The following is a 16,435-nucleotide window of genomic DNA, read 5'->3' as shown; positions in this document are numbered from 1 at the left end:
GCCGTCGATCAGCGAGGCCACGCCGCCGGCGTTGCCGGGGGTGGTCTTGACCAGAACCAGGTGCGAGGTGCCGTTGATGCCGACCACGAAGTCCCGGAAAAGCAGGGCCAGCCGCTTGCGTGCGGCCTCGAGCGAGGGCTGGGCGACGGACTCGGCGGCCGGGGTCTGATAGGCGAAATGCCCCGGCCCGACCTGGATTTTGATGATGCCCATCTCCCGGATGTCGCGGGAGACTGTCGCCTGAGTGGCCGGGAAGCCGCGCTTGCGGAGAGCGGCCTGGAGCTCCTTCTGGTCCCCGATCCGGCGGGAGGACAGCAGCTCCCGGAGAGCCGCCTGGCGGTTGTGTTTTGTATTTTTATGCATTTCAGTTGTATAATTATTCATAAACACGAGCGCTTGTCAAGAGGGGTCAGGTCTCAACATTCAACATTGCCTGCGAAGGCATTCGCGGATCGACTATTTCCCCGGAATCCGGGGGCCATCCGCGTTTGAAGACTGGGCCTTTACGGAAATGTTGAAGGTTGAGACCTGACCCCTGTATAGTGCCGCCATGCGTGTCGTCCTCGCCTCCCAATCGCCCCGCCGGAAGGAGCTTCTGGCCCGCCTCTTCCCCGCCTTCGAGGTCGACCCGAGCGCCGTCGACGAAACCGCCATCCAGGAAGAGGATCCGGTCTTTTTCGCCATGGCCGCAGCCGAGGCCAAGGCACGCGACGTCGCGGCCCGCCATCCGGAAGCCCTGGTCGTCGGCGCCGACACGATTGTCTGCCTGGAAAAGGATGTCTTCGGCAAGCCTGCCGACCGTGCCGAAGCCGAACGGATGCTGGGCCGGCTCTCCGGCCGCAAGCACCGCGTCATCACCGGGGTGGCGCTCTACCGTCGGGACGACGACCGGTCGGTCGTCGACTACGAGATCACTTACGTCATCTTCAAGCCGCTCAGCGAAGCCGCCATCGCCGCGTACCTCGACGGCCATGCCTATCTGGACAAGGCCGGCAGCTACGCCATCCAGGAGATCGGCCCGGCTTTCGTCGAGAGGGTCGACGGCGACTACGACAACGTGGTCGGACTGCCGGTCGGCCGCCTCAAACGAATGCTGAGGGAATGGGATTCTCCGGATCTGACGATCGATGTTTCAGGGATCGATTTCGCCTCGGGCTGGGCCTTCGGCAGCGTGGATGGCGGCGCGGTTCTTGTTCCCGGCGCGCTGCCCGGGGATCGGGTCCAGGCCCGCATCGTCAGGCGCAAGCCGCGCTCGGCCAAAGTCATTCGGACCGAGGCGGGATCCCCCGATCGGGTCGCCCCCCCCTGCTCCTATTTCGGGAGCTGCGGCGGCTGCGCCTTCCAGAATCTGGCCTACGCCCGCCAGCTCGAGCTCAAGCAGGCCCGCTTCTTGGACGTGATCCGGCACGGCTCGGGTCTCGATCTGGGCGAGGCGGTCTTCGAGCCGATCCTCCCCTCGCCCTCGCTCTTCGATTATCGCAACAAGATGGAGTTCGCCTTCGGCGGCGAAGCGGGCGCGATCAAGATCGGACTGCGGGGCCGCTCGATGCCCGGGCCGCAATCCCACAAGAAGACAGTCGGGCTGGACCGTTGCCTCATCTTTGGCGGCGCAGCCGAGGCGATCTTTCCCGCGACCCGTGAATTCGCCAATGCCTCGGGCCTGCCGCCCTACGACCCGCTGGGACAGAAGGGGTACTTCCGCAATCTCGTGCTGCGCGAGGGGAAAGCGACCGGCGAATACATGGCCGTGCTGGTGACGAAGAGCGGCGGCGGAGCCGATATCCACGGCTGGGCGGACCGGCTTCGGGCCGAGGCGCCGCGGGTCACGAGCGTTTGGTCGGCCGACAACGACAGCGTCGCCGACCTGGTCGACCTGGAAAGCGCCCGGCTGGAATCGGGCGCCGCGTTCATCGAGGAGGAGCTGGGCGGGCTTCGCTTCCGGATCTACCCGGACTCGTTCTTCCAGCCGAATCCGCGGGGCGCGAGGCTGTTTTACGACAGGATCGCGGCCCGAGTCCGCGAGACGGGCGCCAAGCGGGCGCTGGGGCTGTTCTGCGGCTCCGGCTCGATCGAGCTCTCCCTGGCCGGGGCGGTGGACGAGGTCGTGGGGATCGATTCGGCGGCGCGCAACATCCGGAACGCCGAGGAGAACGCCGCCCTCAACGGCATCTCGAACGCCCGCTTCGTCGCCGGCCTGGTCGAGAAGACCTTGGACGGGGCATCGTTCGGAGGCTTCGATCTTTTAATTCTCGACCCGCCGCGGGCGGGCATCCACCCCGAAGGCTTGCGGAGGGCGCTCGCCCTGCGCGCTTCCCAGATCGTCTATATGTCATGCAACCCGGCCACCCTGGCCCGCGACCTGGCCGCCTTCACGGCCGGCGGCTACGTCGTGGAAAAGCTCCACTGCGCCGACTTCTTCCCTCACACGCCGCACATGGAAGCCCTGGCTTTTCTTTCCAAATAGGGGTCAGGTTTCAAACTAAATGGAGAAGCCTTCAATGCCGCACAAGTTCCACGCCGACCACCTCGCCCGCCTGATGTCCTCCGAACGTCGTCAAGAGCTCCCCCCGGACGCAATCCTCCGCCAGTCCGGCCTGGCTCCCGGCCAGACGCTCGTCGACATCGGCGTCGGGCCCGGCTTTTTCGCCCTTCCGGCCGCCCGCCTCGTCGGGCCCAAGGGCCGGGTCTTCGGCCTGGATGTCTCCCCCGTCATGCTTGCAGCCCTGCGCAAAAACGCCGGCGCCGCCGAGCTGGCCAACATCAGGGCCGTCCGGATCACGGAAACCGCCCCCGCTCTTCCGCCGGCCGCCGACGTCTACCTCATCGTCAACACATTCCACGAGTTCGACGAACCGGCGGCCTATTTGGCAGCCCTCCGCCGCGCCATGACCTCCGCATCCCGCCTGGTCATCGTCGACTTCCTCAAGAAAAAGACCCCTTCGGGCCCCCCTCTGGCCGACCGCATCCCGCTCAGCCGCATGGGTTCGATCCTGCGGGCCGCGGGATTCGAAGTCCTGAAAGTGTTCCGGCCCAACGACGCCGAATACGGAGTCGTCGCCCGCCGGAGGTCCTGAATCCGGCGACCGCGAGGATCAACAAAAGGCGCGGAATTCGCGTATTATAAAGTGAGGACGTCAGCATGCTGGAACCAGGGCACTGCCTGAACCACTACCGCCTGATCGAGAAGCTCGGCCGGGGCGGCATGGGCGAAGTCTGGAAGGCCCGCGATCTGAAGCTCGACCGGGATATCGCCATCAAGTTCCTCCCGGCGGGGTTGTCCGCGGACCCCGGCCAACGAACGCTCTTCGAACAGGAAGCCCGGGCCGCCGCCGCGCTGCGCCATCCCAATATCGTCACGATCTATTCGGTCGAGGAGACGGAGGGATTGTTTTTTTTCACGATGGAGCTGATCGACGGCGCCCCTTTGACCCGGTTCATCACAGCCGGCGGAGTCACCCTCCAACGGTTCCTCGAGATCGCCGTCCCGCTCGCCGAGGCCGTCGCCGCCGCCCACGAGCAGGGGATCATCCACCGCGACCTCAAGCCGGGCAACGTCATGATCGGTCCCGGCGAGACCCTTAAGATCCTCGATTTCGGCCTGGCCCGCAGCTTGAAGCCCCTCGCTTCCGCGGACAGCGGCAGCGACACCCTGCCGTCGGTCTTCGACACCGACCTGTCCGGTACGATCGGCTACATGTCTCCCGAACAGATCCGGGGCGATACAATCGACCACCGCAGCGACCTGTTCTCGCTCGGCATCGTTCTCTTCGAGCTGGCCACCGGAAGCCTCCCGTTCACGGCGGACAACGCCGCTGATATGATCGCCGCCATCCTCGGGAACGACCCGCTGTCCGCGGTCGAGCTCAACCCCGGCCTGCCGAAGGCGCTGGGCAAGATCCTCTACCGCTGCCTGGAGAAGGACGTCCGTTACCGCATGGAATCGGCCCGCGAGCTGGCCCGGGCGCTGGAGGAGCTTCGCAGCGCCGGCGGCGTCACGGCCGACGACTACCCCGCCATCGCCGTCCTGCCGTTCGCCGACATGAGCCGCGAGAAGGATCAGGCCTACTTCTGCGAGGGCATCGCCGAGGAGATCATCAACGCCCTCTGCCGGATCGAGAAGCTCCGGGTGGCCTCCCGCATCGCCTCGTTCCAATTCGGCGCCGGCGACCTCGACCCGCGCGAAATCGGCCGCCTCCTGCGGGTCGACACGCTGCTCGAGGGCAGCGTGCGCAAATCCGGCAACCGCCTTCGCATCACCGCCCAGCTCATCGACACGTCGCGCGGATTCCATTGCTGGTCGGAGATGTTCGACCGCGAGTCCGAGGACATCTTCAAGATCCAGGAGGAGATCGCCCGGGCCATCGTCCAGGCCCTTCGGGTCGCCCTCGGGCCCACGGAGAAGGCCGAACTTGTCCGAACCTTCACCAACCACGCCCTGGCCTACGATTACTACCTCCGCGGGCGCAGCTTCTATTTCCGCTACGGCAAGCGCGACGTCGCCTTCGCCCTTCAGATGTTCGCCAAGGCGGCCGAGCTGGATCCGGACTACGCCCTGGCCTACGCCGGGATCGCCGACTGCCTGGCCTACGATTTCCTCTATGCCGAACGGCTGGGAACGATCCGCAAGCAGGCCGAGACGGCCGGCCGGCGGGCAGTCGAGCTGGCCCCGGAATCGGCCCAGGCCCAAGCTTCGTACGCCGTGGCCCTGTCGCTGAGCTACGACGAACAGGCTCCGTCCCACTTCGAGACCGCCATCCGGCTCGATCCCGAGCTGTTCGAAGCCCACTATTTCTACGCCCGCTACGCCTTCGCCCGCGGCGAACAGGAGAAGGCCGTCCAGCTTTACGAGCAGGCCTCGCGCATCCGGCCGGACGATTACCAGTCGCCCCTTCTTATGGCCCAGATCTGCGAAGACCTGGGGCGGGCCGAGGACGCGCTCAAGGCCCGCCGGCGGGGCGCCGACCTCGTCGCCGAGCGCCTGGAGATGAACCCCGACGACATCCGGGCCCTCTACATGGGCGCCAACGGGCTGGTTGCGCTGGGCGAGAAGGAGCGGGGGCTGGATTGGGCGGGACGGGCACGCTGCTTGGCGCCTGACGAGCCGATGGTCCTTTACAACCTGGGCTGCATCTACTCGCTGGCCGGGGAGACCGACGATGCCCTTGACTGCCTGGAGCGGGCCGTGGCCCTCGGCCTGACCCAGCGGGGGTGGTACGAGCACGACAGCAATCTCGATCCCCTGCGCGGACGGGAGCGCTTCAAGGCCCTGCTGGACAAGCTGGCCTAAGCCCCGATTTCTTGACAAATCGGCCCCGGTTCCATACCCTGGAAGGCCTGAAACCCATGACAGACGACCTTTTGCGCCAGCTTCCGTCGGTCGACGCCCTGCTCGGCCGGGACGAGGCCGCGGCCCTGGTCGGCCGCTTCGGGCGGGACGCCGTCGTTGCGGCGATTCGGGCGGCGGTCGATGAAACGCGCCGGTCGATATTGGAATCGGGGCCGGACGCCGCCGCGGTTTCGGTCGCCCCCGAGGAGATCCTCACGCAAGCCGGAGCGCGTCTCGAAATCCGGTTCGCACGGACTTTGCGCAGGGCCGTCAACGCCACGGGCATCCTGATGCACAGCGGGCTGGGCCGAGCGATGCTCTCCGAAGACGCGCGGGCGGCGCTGGATGAGACCGTCCAGGGCTTTTGCACGCTGGCCCTCGACATCGACAGCGGGCGGCGCGGGCAAAGAGACGCGCACGTCGCGGGGCTCCTGCGGGAGCTGACCGGGGCCGAGGCGGCGACCATCTGCAACAACAACTCGGCCGCCACCGTGCTCGTCCTCAACACGCTGGCCCGGGGCAAAGAGGTCATCGTCTCGCGCGGCCAGCTCGTCGAGATCGGCGGCTCGTTCCGGATGCCCGAGGTCATGTCCATGAGCGGCGCGGTGATGCGCGAGGTGGGCACGACGAACAAGACCCATCTGCGCGACTACGCCGATGCCATCGGACCGGAGACGGGTGCCATCCTGCGGGTCCACCACAGCAATTACCGAATCCTCGGCTTCCATTCGGAGCCCGGGATCGAGGAATTGGCGGAGCTTGGACGCCGGCACGGCATCCCCGTCGTGGACGACATCGGGAGCGGGGCCCTCATCGACCTCAAGGCCTACGGCCTGGAGAGCGAGCCGATGGTGCGGGCGAGTGTGGCGGCCGGGGTTGACGTCGCGTGCTTCAGCGGCGACAAGCTCATCGGCGGCCCGCAATCGGGGATCATCGTCGGCAAGGCGGATATCATCGCCCGGATCAAGAAAAACCCCCTGGCCCGGGCCATGAGGTGCGGCAAACTGACCCTGGCGGCGATGGAAGCCACCCTGCGGCTGTTTCTGGCCCCAGACAAGCTCGAGGAGCGGCACCCGCTTTATCGTATGTTGTCGCTCAAGTTGGACGATCTCGAGCGGCGCGGGCAGGCCATCGTCCAAGCGCTCGAAGGCGGGTTGCCGGCAAACGTCAAAGTCGGCGTCGAGGACGGCGAAGCCCAAACCGGGAGCGGCTCGGTTCCGGTGGAGACGATCCCGTCCAAGGTCGTCGCCCTGCGGCTGGGGCCGGGCTCGGGCGGACCGGCGGATCTCGAGTCGCTGGCCAAGGCGCTGCGGCGCGGCCGTCCGGCCGTCTTCACCCGGATCCACAAGGACGCCTTATTGTTTGATCTGCGGACAATCCAGCCGGAAGAGGACGCCGAAATCGGCGCCGCCATTAAAACAGGGGTCAGGTCTTAAGATATAAGTTTTCTGACAACACAGGTTGTCGGAGTTCGTAAACAAACGGCGTCGAAACTAATATCTTAAGACCTGACCCCTATTGAGAGATTCTTATGATCAACTACGAGAAGCGCAAAAAAATCATGGGGCGGTCGATCGCCCTGGGCCACTGCATCTGCAATCCCAAGGACCCCTGCCCCTGCCCGCTCTTCAAGCAGAAAAACGTTTGTCTCTGCGCCGGGGAGCGCGAAGCCGACGCCGCCGAAGATGTCCCCCTGACCCAATTCGTCGAAAATGCCGGCTGCGCCTCGAAGATCGGCCAGGACGACCTCAAGAAAGCCCTGGCCGGCCTCCCCCGCCCCAACGACCCAAACGTGCTCGTCTCGGCCGACACCTGCGACGACGCCGGCATTTACAAGCTCGACGACGAGCGCGCCCTGGTCCAAACCGTCGACGTCTTCACCCCGGTCGTCGACGACGCTTATCTCTTCGGCCGCATCGCCGCCGCCAACTCCGTCTCCGACGTTTACGCCATGGGCGGCCGCCCGCTGACCGCGCTCTCGATTGTCGCCTTCCCCATCGACCGCGTCTCGCACCGCGTCCTGAACAAGATGATGCAGGGCGGGATCGACGCCCTGACCGAAGCCGGTACGGTCCTCCTAGGCGGGCACAGCATCAAGGATAAGGAAATCAAATTCGGGTTCGCCGTCACCGGCCTGGTCAACCCCTCGCGCCTGATCACCAACGACAAAGCCCGCCCCGGCGACGTCCTCATCCTGACCAAGCCTCTCGGCACCGGAGTCATCTCCTTCGCCGCCCAAATCGGCAAAGCCCTGCCCGCCTGGACGGAAGCCATCGGCCGCTCCATGGCCGAGCTTAACCGCGCCGCCGCCGAAGTGATGATTGAATCGGGTGTCATCTGCGCCACGGACGTAACGGGATTCGGCCTGATGGGGCATCTGTCCGAAATCGCGGCCCAAAGCGGGATGATCGTCGAGATCGAGCCCTCCCGCATTCCCCTTTTTGAAGGCGTCCGCGACCTGCTGACTCAAGGGATCATCAGCGGCGCGATCGAGAAGAATCGCGACTTTTCCTCGGCTTTCGTTGATCGCTCGCCCTCCGTCCCCGACGATCTCGAGACCGTCCTCTATGATCCCCAAACCTCGGGCGGCCTGCTGATGTGCGTCGAATCCTCGCGCGCCGACGTCGTCTTGGCCCGCCTGCGCGAACGCGGGGTCACTTCCGCCGCCGTCATCGGCCGCGTCGTCGAGAAATCGACCTCCGGCCGCATCCGAATGGTCTAGCCATCACCGTCCGACGAGATCCCTAGATCCACAGATGCTGAATTGCCTTCATCCTCCTACGCCGTGAAATCCGCGCACCACTCCTTATTGATCCAGACCTAATCGTTTCGCCCGGCTTCGTCGTATACTGTATGAGTTCAGCAAGGGAGGCCCAAATGATTGCAATTCTTTTAGCTTTCGCCCTCGTCCAACCCATAGCGCCGCAAAATCCCCAATGGAAGGGATCGGTCGCCACCGAGAACGGCGTCAAGATCGTCCGCAATCCGTCCGCCCCTCTTTATGGGAAGCTCACGCTCGACCTTAAGGAAGAGCTGAGCATCGGCCGGGAGGACGACAAGAACTATCTCTTCTGGTCGGTCGCGGATGTCCAAGTCGACGGGCCGGGAAACATCTATGTCGTCGACATGAAGAATGTCCGCGTCCAAAAATTCGATCGCAAGGGCGCTTTCCTGTCGACCATCGGCCGCAAAGGCCAAGGACCGGGGGAATTCCAATATCCGATCTGGGCCCGCATCGATCCCGGCACCGATCACCTCTTCGTCCGGGACGGCCCGGCTTTCATCCAACACTTCGACTTGGACGGCCATCCCGTGGCCAAAATGACCTGGAATAAGGTCGTCTACGATTTCTATCCCCTGGAGGGAGGCGATATCCTGGGCATCTTGGACAATTCGAGCGACGAGGATCTCACTTCCCGGCATCGGATCGCCCGCCTGGGCGCGGATGGGAAGATCATCCGCACGCTGGCCGAGTTTCCATACACTGTCTTCATGCAGCATATGAGCGGCGGAACCATGGTGCTGACCACGGGATTCGAGCTAGACGTGCATATAGCAAAAATCGACGCCAACGCTTTCGTCTACGGCTTCTCGAAGGATTATGCCTTGACCCTCATTGATGCCGACGGGAAGATCCTCGGGCGCGTGACCAAGGAAGGGCCGGCGCCCTCTTTTTCAGATTCCGAAAAAGCTCAATTCAAGAAGATCCCGCTCCCCGAGCAGAAGCCCCATTTTTTCGCCATCCTGACGGATTCCAAAGGCCGAATCTATGTCCAACGCAACTATACCCACACCGGGAAAAGCAACGTCCAGGATGCCATCCCCAAGGAAGTCGACGTTTTCAGCCGGGAGGGTTACTTCCTTTACACCGCCACCTTGCCGCCGAACACAACGACCATCCGGGACGGCTACCTCTATTCATTTGCTGTCGACGAAGACAAGGGGCTGGAGACAGTCAAACGCTATAAAATCGGGAATTGGGACAAGATCCTCGACCGCTGACTATTTATTGGCCCAGATATAGCTTACGCTCGCCGTCGACACCTTGCTCCAGGCGGCTTCCCAAGCCCCCGACCCGCCGCCGCTTCCCCCCGACGCCGGCCGCGGCGGATTGAGCTGCAGCGTCGAAAGCATATGGTGGAAGCCCGGGAGCAAATCCATGGCCTGCTCGATCGATCCGCCCATCCGGCCGGCGAACACCTGGTTGGCTCCGAACGCCGTAATCCCAATCCAATAAAACCGCTCCTCGCTCTGCCCGGGGAATTTCCCGCGCAGGGTGATGATGGCACCCGCCTGGCCGATCGGCGTCACTTGGACTTCCTTGAAGCTCGCCGCCGCCCCCGGCATTAATAACTGGATGAGGTAGCGCGCGCCCTGGACGTAGCTCAACTGCCGCATCTGATCGTTAATAGTGACCAGCGCGAACATCGCGCCCGGCGGGCTGATTTGGGTGTTCAAGACCTTGTCCCAGCTCGCCTGCTGGCCGTTCGGCCCGACGAATAAAAACGGCGTGCCGTCGATGACTTGCCAGCCCCCGGTCCAGGCGGCCGGATACTCGAAGCCGAGCAAGTTGCCTTCGGCCGTGAACTTTTGCACTTGTGCGGGCGGAGCGAAAAAATTATTCGGCAGCAGAATCTGATCCCGCCATTCGGCCCGCTTTTTGTTTTTGTCGGACTCACTCATCGTCTTCCAGGAGCTCTGCAGATCCGCCCATACACCGGGCAGGGCCTGCACCTGGGCCCGCGACTGCGCATCCATCTGGTTCCAGTTCTGCATCATCAGAGCCGAGACGCGCTGGCGGTCCTGGGCCGGGGTGACAATCGTCCGGCCCCAGGCCTGGCTGCAGGCGAAATCCATGATATTGAAATAGGAGTTGACGGAATCGCCGCCCGATACGGCCTGGACAACTGCGAATCCAGACGAAACCATCAACGCCGCTAAAACCGACGCCATGGCCATTTTCTGAATATGCATCGGCGGAACCTCTCTGCCTTTGGATTTGATCCCATTCTAGGGTGTTTGCGGGAAAAAATAAACCCGATTTGAAAATCGGGGTTTGGCGCCGCGAACGTATCAACGCAGCTTATTTATAGATTCCCTGCCGCGGGCCGAATGAAAACAACGTCACCGTGTCCTTGTCCCATTGGTAGACGAGCCGCCGGGCCTGTCCGCGAACGGAGTAGGCCATTGAGCGGAGATGATCGAGCTCGCCTTTGAGTTTTTTCCCTATTTGAGGTTCATCCCGGACGGCAAGCACGGCCGCCCGCAGCGCTTCCCGCTCAGACTCGTCCTTGATCTTCTTTCGCAACTTGGCGAACTTGGCGGTCTCGAGAAGGGTCATATCTCGTTGGGATCGAGAGCCGCGACGCGCTTGGCCTCGACATCCAATTGGGCTTCGAGAATATCCTTGATCTCCCCGACCGTGAGATCCGGATTTTCCAAGGCGATGAGCCCGATCCGGGTGGCGTATCGAACTGTGTTCGAGAAATCCCGCTGATCCTTCTCCGCGAAACGGTTCACTTCATAGAGAAGATGCTTGTCCATAACGATCGATTTTCTGACCATATCATACTCCGTATGATAATATATGCTCATCGCGCACTTAATGCAATTGGATTTTCTCGGCGACCTTCCCAGCCGGACATGCCGCGCATCCTCGATTGCGCTATAATATCGGTCTGACAACCCAATCACTCACAGCTTAACCTCATGACCGAGAAGCCCCACCTCATCGTCGGCACGGCCGGCCACATCGACCACGGCAAGTCCGCGCTGGTCAAAGCCCTGACCGGCACCGACCCCGACACCCTGCCCGAGGAGAAAGAGCGGGGCATGACCATCGAGCTCGGGTTCGTCTTCCTCGACCGGCCCGACTACGAAAAGCAGATCGTCTTCATCGACGTCCCCGGCCACGAGAAGTTCGTCAAGACCATGGTCGCCGGCGCCTCCAACGTCGATGCCGTGCTCTTTGTCATCGCCGCCGACGAGGGCATCTCGGTGCAAACCCGCGAGCACTTCGACATCCTGCGGCTCCTGTCCGTGCGCGAGGGGATCGTGGCCCTGACCAAGTCCGACCTCGTGGACGCCGACCGCCTCGACACGCTGACCGAGGAAGTCCGCGTCTTCGTCGCTGGGACATTTCTGGAGAACGCGCCCATCATGCCCGTGTCCGCCCATACGGGCGCGGGCCTGCCGGCCCTCGTCGAGGCCCTGCAAATCGCCGGACTTCGCGTCGAGCGCCGCGACGACTGCGGATACTTCCGCATGCCGATCGACCGCGTCTTCGTCAAGCACGGGTTCGGCACGGTCATCGCCGGGACGATCCTCTCCGGCGAGGTCAAGGTCGGCGACAAGATCGAGATCCTGCCCGAGCGCATCGAGGCTAGGGTGCGCGGCGTCCAGGTCCACAAGTCCAAGCAGGAAGCCTCCGGGCTCGGCCGCCGCACCGCCATCAACATCCACGACGTGGAGAAGGAGGCGCTTCGCCGTGGGCAGTGCGCCGCCCGGCCCGGCTTTCTCGTGCCCACGCAAAGGCTCGACGCCCGCCTCCGGCTACTTCCGAACGCCGACATCGAGCTCAAAACCCGCGACCGGGTCCGCTTCCACGTCGGCACGGACGAGACGATCGCCCGAGTCGTACTGCTCGAGAAGGAGAAGCTCCTGCCGGGCGAATCGATGCTGGCCCAGTTCGTCCTGGAGGCGCCCACGACCGCGCTCTACGGCGACCGCTTCATCATCCGCACGTTCTCGCCGCTCAATACGATCGGCGGCGGCGAGGTCCTGGACGTCACCCCCGTACGCCACAAGCGCTTCGACGAGACGGCCCTGGCCGGCATCCGGCGCTTCGAGGGCGCGTTTCCCGACGCCGTCGATCAAGTCTTCCGAAAAGATTCGGCCAAGGCCCGCTCGGTCGAGGACATCTCGCTCACCCTCGGCCGGACGCCCGCGATCGTTCGCGCCGCCATCGACGGACTCGTCCAGGCCGACCGCCTCGTCCGCATCAAGGGCGAGAAAGACGAGCGCTTCATCCCCGCCGACGCCTTCGCCGCGCTCAAGGAAAAGGCCTACGCCTCGATCAAGAAGTATCTGACCGCCAATCCCCATAAGCCGTTCATGCCCGCAGCGGACCTGGCCTCCACCCTGGCCCGCGAGACGGGCGACGCCGCCCTGCGCCAGGCGCTTGACGCCCTGGCCTCGGCCCAGGCGATCGTCCGGCTCGAAGGCGGGGTCGGCCTCCCCGGCCATCAGGCCAAGCTCGTGGACAAGGACCAGGATCTGGCCCGCAAGGTCGAGGCGATCTTCAAGCGGGCGGCTTTCGAGCCGCCGCTCGAGGACGACGTGGTCAAGGAATTGCGGCTACCCCTCAATCAATTCCGCAAGATCATGGGCACGCTCGTTCAACAAGGCGCGCTCATCCGGCTCGATCCCAAAGTCACCATGCACCGCGAGTCCGTCGAGAAAGCGAAAACGGCCGTCCTCCAGTTCCTCAAGCTCCGCCGGGCGATCACCATTGCCGAGGCCAAAGACATCCTCAAAGTCTCGCGGAAATACGCCTGCGCCGTTCTCGAGTATCTGGACAAGGTCCAGGTCACCCGCCGCAGCGGAGACGCCCACGTCCTGAAATGATCTCCATCCTCATTTGCTTCGGGGATGCCTGTCGACGGCTCCGGACGGGTTGCGGCCTTCCACCGCGACGATGCGTTCCCCTTCTTTGATGAATTTAAGTCTAAAATTATCGTTTCCTTCCACCATGAAGCAGTCGTCGCCGATCAGGGTCATTTTCATTTTCGTCTGCCCTTGCCTCTGGTAGAAGAGCAATTCGCCTTCCAGAGTGATCGTGCGAGGACCGTAGGTTCCGACATAGGATCGCGACGCCTCCGGCCCGATGGTCACCGGATGGAGGACGGCGTTGTACGCATCGTGGTGCCACTGATAGTAGGCCTTGAACTCCGGGTCCTTCTCCTTCTCGGCCAGCTTCCGGCTGGCGAGCGCCTGGGCCGTCGCCAGGGCGATGCTCTGGGCGACCTTGATGTCGGGTTCGACGCCGACTTCTTCCCAATTGGATTTGGTGATGGGATTGACGGCCCGGGCAAAGGGCAGGCTCATCATGAAATTGTCGGTGAGGGCGACGAACTTGTTATCGTGTGCGCCGCCCCCGGTGGTTTCCCCGATGACGGTAGCCCGCTTCAGGTTCTTCAGATTGTAGGTGAACTCTTCCGCGGCGGAAAACGTGGATTCGCTGGTCAACAGGTAGAGATCGGCTTGGTCCAGCCTCTTCCCCGGGAGATATGTGTAGGTCCAGTACTGGGTCAGCTTGTCCGGGTCTTTGTAAGAGAAGGAATTGAGGTGCTGGCGCGGATTGGCCAGGAAATAGCTGCATAGGAACTGGACCATTTCCGGGGAGCCGCCGCCGTTCGTCCTCAAGTCGATGATCAGGGCGTCGGCATTCGACAAAAGGCTCATGGCCCCCACGGCGGCGTCCCGGGCCCCCGTGTCGTAGGTGAACTCGTCGAGCTTGAGATACCCGATATTGCCCGGAAGGATCTTGATTTCATTGAATCCGTAGTTGGAGGCCCGGCTTCTCCTTTCGTTGCGCCTGATCGCTTCCTCATCGAGCTCCTTCCTGTTTCTCTCCTCCTTCACCCAATTCGGATTGAACCGGAGGGAAAGGTGTAAGTCCCTGTGCACGGACATCAGATCGTTTGTGACCGCCGCAGCGAACTCTTGGGGCTGTCCGATGCCATCGTATTTTCCGGATTTGAGATTGTCCCTCAGCATGCGGACGTATTTCGCGGTGACATCAGGAAAGATGTACTCCTGCTCCAGATTCTTGCAGAGGGCGTCGATGGCCGCCTTTTTCTCCGCGGCGTCGAAGACGGATGGGGCGACCTGTCCGGACAGGGTGGAAGCCGATAAAACGGCCAGGATCAGCAAGAAAGCCGCTTTTCTCATTATTCTGGACTCCTTCACTGATATACACGTTGGAACCAAGCTATTGGTTGCGGCCCACTGGAGGCCTGCGACCTACGGGCGAAGAACGCATGGCTCGCCTTTTGCATCTGCAGCAACGGTGTAGCATACTAGATTCGGTCGGGACATCATCTCCGGGCTGGACACCCGGCCTTGGGGCCTTGAAGGATTTTTTCGTTTCGGATTACAATCGCACCTTATGACTTCCTACGAAGATCGGACTATATCCCTTATCCTCCAGGAGAAGCCTATGATCGCTCATCGTCGGCAAAGGCATCTTTTCTTGACCCTTTTATTCTCGGCCGCCATTGTCCTAAGCCTTGGAATGGGACAGACCCTCCAGCAACGGCAGAGGGGCGGAGGGACGGATCCCGTCTGGCAGGTGACATTCAACGTCGCGCCTCAAGGCGCGAAAGCGGCGGGCGGCCGATGGGAAAGGATCGTCGAGACTGAGCCCGGCATAAAGTTTCCATCGGAATACAAATTCGGGGATCAATTCCTCACCTCCGACAGCGTAAAACTCAACCCACTGCATCATTTTCGGGTAACGTTCCATCCGATTCCGAATTGGGGGACCCCCGATCCGGTCGATTTCCAAGTGGAACGGGACGGCCTAACGGTCACCGGACAATACCGGACGATGTCGGGCACCTTGGTGGTCACCATCCAACCGGCCGAAGTGGCCAGCGCGGGCGCACGATGGGCGGTCAATTCCATGGACGCGCCCTGGCGGCGGAGCGGAGAGAGCGCCGGCATCGTTGTCGGGACTTACGATCTCCTCTTTGACAGGTACGACGCTTCGCGGTGGAATCCGCCCAGCCACACCACCTTGCGCATCAATCCGAATACGACGACCAACTTCACCGCCACCTTCACCCGAAAATAGACCGGCCGCTAATCCCTGAAATCCCGGCCCATCCGGAAAGCTTGGTCGAGCCAGGCACGCCGCTCGTCGACGCTGGAGACGTCGGCCCCGTAAAAGTAAACGTGATCGACTTTCTTCACGCCGGGGTATCGAAGCCCCCAATGGTCCGTGATGCTGGCCATCGCTTTCCCGAAATCGCCCTGGTAGGTCTCTTCCTTGAAATGCGTCGTGTTGATGATCAGGGCTTTCTCGTGGCGCAGGAGGGGCACGCGGCCGGCCGAGAATCCCCGCCAACCTTCGGGCGTCAAGCTATAAGCGAAGCCGGGGGCGAAAGTGCGTTCAAACCAGCCTTTGAGAATCGCCGGGAAGCCCATCCAATAGAGCGGGGAGATAAAGGCCAGTCCTTGGGCCCGAACCAGGCTCTTCTGCTGGGCGACAACGTCCCTGGGCATCTGCTTGCGGATGATCTTCACCAGCTCGCGCGGGCTCTTGCCTTTCAGCCACAGCTTAGCCGCGATCCTTTTAACCGGGCCGCCGCAGAAGTCCATGATGCTTTTCATCAGGTCCATCTGCTCCAGCATATCAAGGGGCATGCTCTCATCGATATAGCTGGCGAAGTCCTTGGTCGTGAAGACCGGATCGAACTTCATGGCATACAGGTCGACGATGTCGTGGGTATGCCCGGCCGCTTGGAGCCCGGCGTCGAACTGCCGCAGGATGGCGTGACAAAATGATTTGGGATTCGGATGGGCGATGACGGTCATGACATGCATGGGCGTATCCCTCACAAGGCGTCGGACGTCGCCGCGGATTGATCTTTGCCGGCCAAGGCCTTGACGACCATTCCGGCGCCGAGGATGATCAGCAGAATCGGGACAACCGGGAGCTCCAGGCCGAGCATGCGGCCGATCCCGGCGGCAAGAGCGATCAGGCCCACGGCGACGCAGAAGACGCCGGTCCGGAGGCCGCGGACGCGCCGGGCGACGGCGAGCCCGAGCAGGATCAGCCCCACGCCGGCCGACCAGGCCCCCTCCGGAACCATGGCCTTGGGAGCCAGCCATAAAGCTCCGGTCATGATCAAGGCCAAGGCCAGGGCGATCTCGTCGAGGCGCTGGCCTTTTCGCGGGCGGAGGGCCGGGCAAGCGATTCCATTGTCTTTCGTAATCGTGTTCATTCTTGTTTCTCCTTTTGGTTTCGTTTCGACGTTGGAGGACGGCATCCGCTTCCTCATACGCCGGACACGCCCTTGGCTTTGCGGGCGCCCAGCTCGGCCA

At 62.9% G+C, this 16,435-nt stretch carries 15 protein-coding genes; 8 read left to right on the top strand and 7 right to left on the bottom strand.

The genetic code is table 11. The features are described 5' to 3' along the window. Positions 1–363, bottom strand: a 363-nt coding sequence (locus NTZ26_05975) for an arginine repressor (GenBank protein ID MCX6560047.1), incomplete at its 3' end; no start/stop codon positions are given. A 187-nt stretch (positions 364–550) separates the two neighbouring features. On the opposite strand from NTZ26_05975, the gene rlmD reads away from it, so the two are divergent. The 6 genes from rlmD to NTZ26_05945 all read left to right on the top strand — a co-directional run bounded on the left by rlmD (position 551) and on the right by NTZ26_05945 (position 9,328). After that, positions 551–2,464: a 23S rRNA (uracil(1939)-C(5))-methyltransferase RlmD gene (rlmD, locus tag NTZ26_05970; GenBank protein ID MCX6560046.1), complete on the top strand. Its 1,914-nt coding sequence runs from the start codon at positions 551–553 to the stop codon at positions 2,462–2,464. A gap of 34 nt (positions 2,465–2,498) precedes the next feature. Continuing rightward, positions 2,499–3,074, top strand: coding sequence for a methyltransferase domain-containing protein (locus NTZ26_05965; GenBank protein ID MCX6560045.1), 576 nt, complete (start codon positions 2,499–2,501; stop codon positions 3,072–3,074). Between the two features lie 65 nt (positions 3,075–3,139). Beyond that, positions 3,140–5,287: a protein kinase gene (locus NTZ26_05960; protein MCX6560044.1), complete on the top strand. Its 2,148-nt coding sequence runs from the start codon at positions 3,140–3,142 to the stop codon at positions 5,285–5,287. A gap of 56 nt (positions 5,288–5,343) precedes the next feature. Next, complete coding sequence (gene selA / locus NTZ26_05955) at positions 5,344–6,762, top strand: L-seryl-tRNA(Sec) selenium transferase (GenBank protein MCX6560043.1); 1,419 nt, start codon at positions 5,344–5,346, stop codon at positions 6,760–6,762. A gap of 95 nt (positions 6,763–6,857) precedes the next feature. Further along, positions 6,858–8,048 (top strand): selenide, water dikinase SelD, encoded by a 1,191-nt coding sequence (selD, locus tag NTZ26_05950; protein MCX6560042.1) that lies wholly within the window; start codon positions 6,858–6,860, stop codon positions 8,046–8,048. A gap of 155 nt (positions 8,049–8,203) precedes the next feature. After that, positions 8,204–9,328 carry a 6-bladed beta-propeller gene (locus tag NTZ26_05945; protein MCX6560041.1) on the top strand — a complete coding sequence of 375 codons (1,125 nt, stop codon included), beginning with the start codon at positions 8,204–8,206 and terminating at the stop codon, positions 9,326–9,328. Here the strand turns inward: NTZ26_05945 and NTZ26_05940 are convergent, their stop codons facing one another. The 3 genes from NTZ26_05940 to NTZ26_05930 form a co-directional block, all read right to left on the bottom strand. After that, positions 9,329–10,300: a hypothetical protein gene (locus NTZ26_05940; protein ID MCX6560040.1), complete on the bottom strand. Its 972-nt coding sequence runs from the start codon at positions 10,298–10,300 to the stop codon at positions 9,329–9,331. A gap of 109 nt (positions 10,301–10,409) precedes the next feature. Next, positions 10,410–10,667, bottom strand: a complete 258-nt coding sequence (locus NTZ26_05935; GenBank protein ID MCX6560039.1) for a type II toxin-antitoxin system RelE/ParE family toxin — start codon at positions 10,665–10,667, stop codon at positions 10,410–10,412. After that, a complete protein-coding gene (locus NTZ26_05930) occupies positions 10,664–10,891 on the bottom strand; it encodes a hypothetical protein (protein ID MCX6560038.1) in 228 nt (75 codons plus the stop codon). Before NTZ26_05930 ends, NTZ26_05935 begins: the two co-directional genes overlap by 4 nt. Positions 10,892–11,035: 144 nt before the next feature. Here NTZ26_05930 and selB point away from each other — a divergent pair, with 144 nt between their 5' ends. Beyond that, positions 11,036–12,952: a selenocysteine-specific translation elongation factor gene (selB, locus tag NTZ26_05925; GenBank protein ID MCX6560037.1), complete on the top strand. Its 1,917-nt coding sequence runs from the start codon at positions 11,036–11,038 to the stop codon at positions 12,950–12,952. A 9-nt stretch (positions 12,953–12,961) separates the two neighbouring features. Here the strand turns inward: selB and NTZ26_05920 are convergent, their stop codons facing one another. Further along, positions 12,962–14,278 (bottom strand): S41 family peptidase, encoded by a 1,317-nt coding sequence (locus NTZ26_05920; GenBank protein ID MCX6560036.1) that lies wholly within the window; start codon positions 14,276–14,278, stop codon positions 12,962–12,964. Positions 14,279–14,678: 400 nt separating this feature from the next. Here NTZ26_05920 and NTZ26_05915 point away from each other — a divergent pair, with 400 nt between their 5' ends. Then, positions 14,679–15,182, top strand: coding sequence for a hypothetical protein (locus tag NTZ26_05915; protein ID MCX6560035.1), 504 nt, complete (start codon positions 14,679–14,681; stop codon positions 15,180–15,182). A gap of 8 nt (positions 15,183–15,190) precedes the next feature. On the opposite strand, the gene NTZ26_05910 is transcribed toward NTZ26_05915, so the two are convergent. Beyond that, entirely contained in the window at positions 15,191–15,934 is a 744-nt protein-coding gene (locus NTZ26_05910; GenBank protein ID MCX6560034.1) for an NAD(P)H-dependent oxidoreductase, read from the bottom strand. 11 nt (positions 15,935–15,945) lie between these two features. After that, a complete protein-coding gene (locus tag NTZ26_05905) occupies positions 15,946–16,335 on the bottom strand; it encodes a hypothetical protein (protein MCX6560033.1) in 390 nt (129 codons plus the stop codon). Between the last annotated feature and the right edge of the window lie 100 nt (positions 16,336–16,435).

The sequence above is a fragment of the Candidatus Aminicenantes bacterium genome (assembly GCA_026393855.1).
In the GTDB taxonomy this organism is placed as follows: domain Bacteria; phylum Acidobacteriota; class Aminicenantia; order Aminicenantales; family UBA4085; genus UBA4085.
Note: the sequence above shows the minus strand (reverse complement) of the source record. Positions and strands in the feature narration are given on the sequence as shown.

Excerpts from the sequence above, each read along its gene's own strand:
- NTZ26_05945 (MCX6560041.1), top strand. The coding sequence starts at position 8,204 with ATGATTGCAATTCTTTTAGCTTTCGCCCTCGTCCAACCCATAGCGCCG.
- selA (MCX6560043.1), top strand. The coding sequence starts at position 5,344 with ATGACAGACGACCTTTTGCGCCAGCTTCCGTCGGTCGACGCCCTGCTC.
- NTZ26_05940 (MCX6560040.1), bottom strand. The coding sequence starts at position 10,300 with ATGCATATTCAGAAAATGGCCATGGCGTCGGTTTTAGCGGCGTTGATG.
- NTZ26_05930 (MCX6560038.1), bottom strand. The coding sequence starts at position 10,891 with ATGGTCAGAAAATCGATCGTTATGGACAAGCATCTTCTCTATGAAGTG.
- NTZ26_05960 (MCX6560044.1), top strand. The coding sequence starts at position 3,140 with ATGCTGGAACCAGGGCACTGCCTGAACCACTACCGCCTGATCGAGAAG.
- NTZ26_05965 (MCX6560045.1), top strand. The coding sequence starts at position 2,499 with ATGCCGCACAAGTTCCACGCCGACCACCTCGCCCGCCTGATGTCCTCC.
- NTZ26_05935 (MCX6560039.1), bottom strand. The coding sequence starts at position 10,667 with ATGACCCTTCTCGAGACCGCCAAGTTCGCCAAGTTGCGAAAGAAGATC.
- NTZ26_05920 (MCX6560036.1), bottom strand. The coding sequence starts at position 14,278 with ATGAGAAAAGCGGCTTTCTTGCTGATCCTGGCCGTTTTATCGGCTTCC.
- NTZ26_05905 (MCX6560033.1), bottom strand. The coding sequence starts at position 16,335 with ATGAACACGATTACGAAAGACAATGGAATCGCTTGCCCGGCCCTCCGC.
- selD (MCX6560042.1), top strand. The coding sequence starts at position 6,858 with ATGATCAACTACGAGAAGCGCAAAAAAATCATGGGGCGGTCGATCGCC.
- rlmD (MCX6560046.1), top strand. The coding sequence starts at position 551 with ATGCGTGTCGTCCTCGCCTCCCAATCGCCCCGCCGGAAGGAGCTTCTG.
- NTZ26_05910 (MCX6560034.1), bottom strand. The coding sequence starts at position 15,934 with ATGCATGTCATGACCGTCATCGCCCATCCGAATCCCAAATCATTTTGT.
- selB (MCX6560037.1), top strand. The coding sequence starts at position 11,036 with ATGACCGAGAAGCCCCACCTCATCGTCGGCACGGCCGGCCACATCGAC.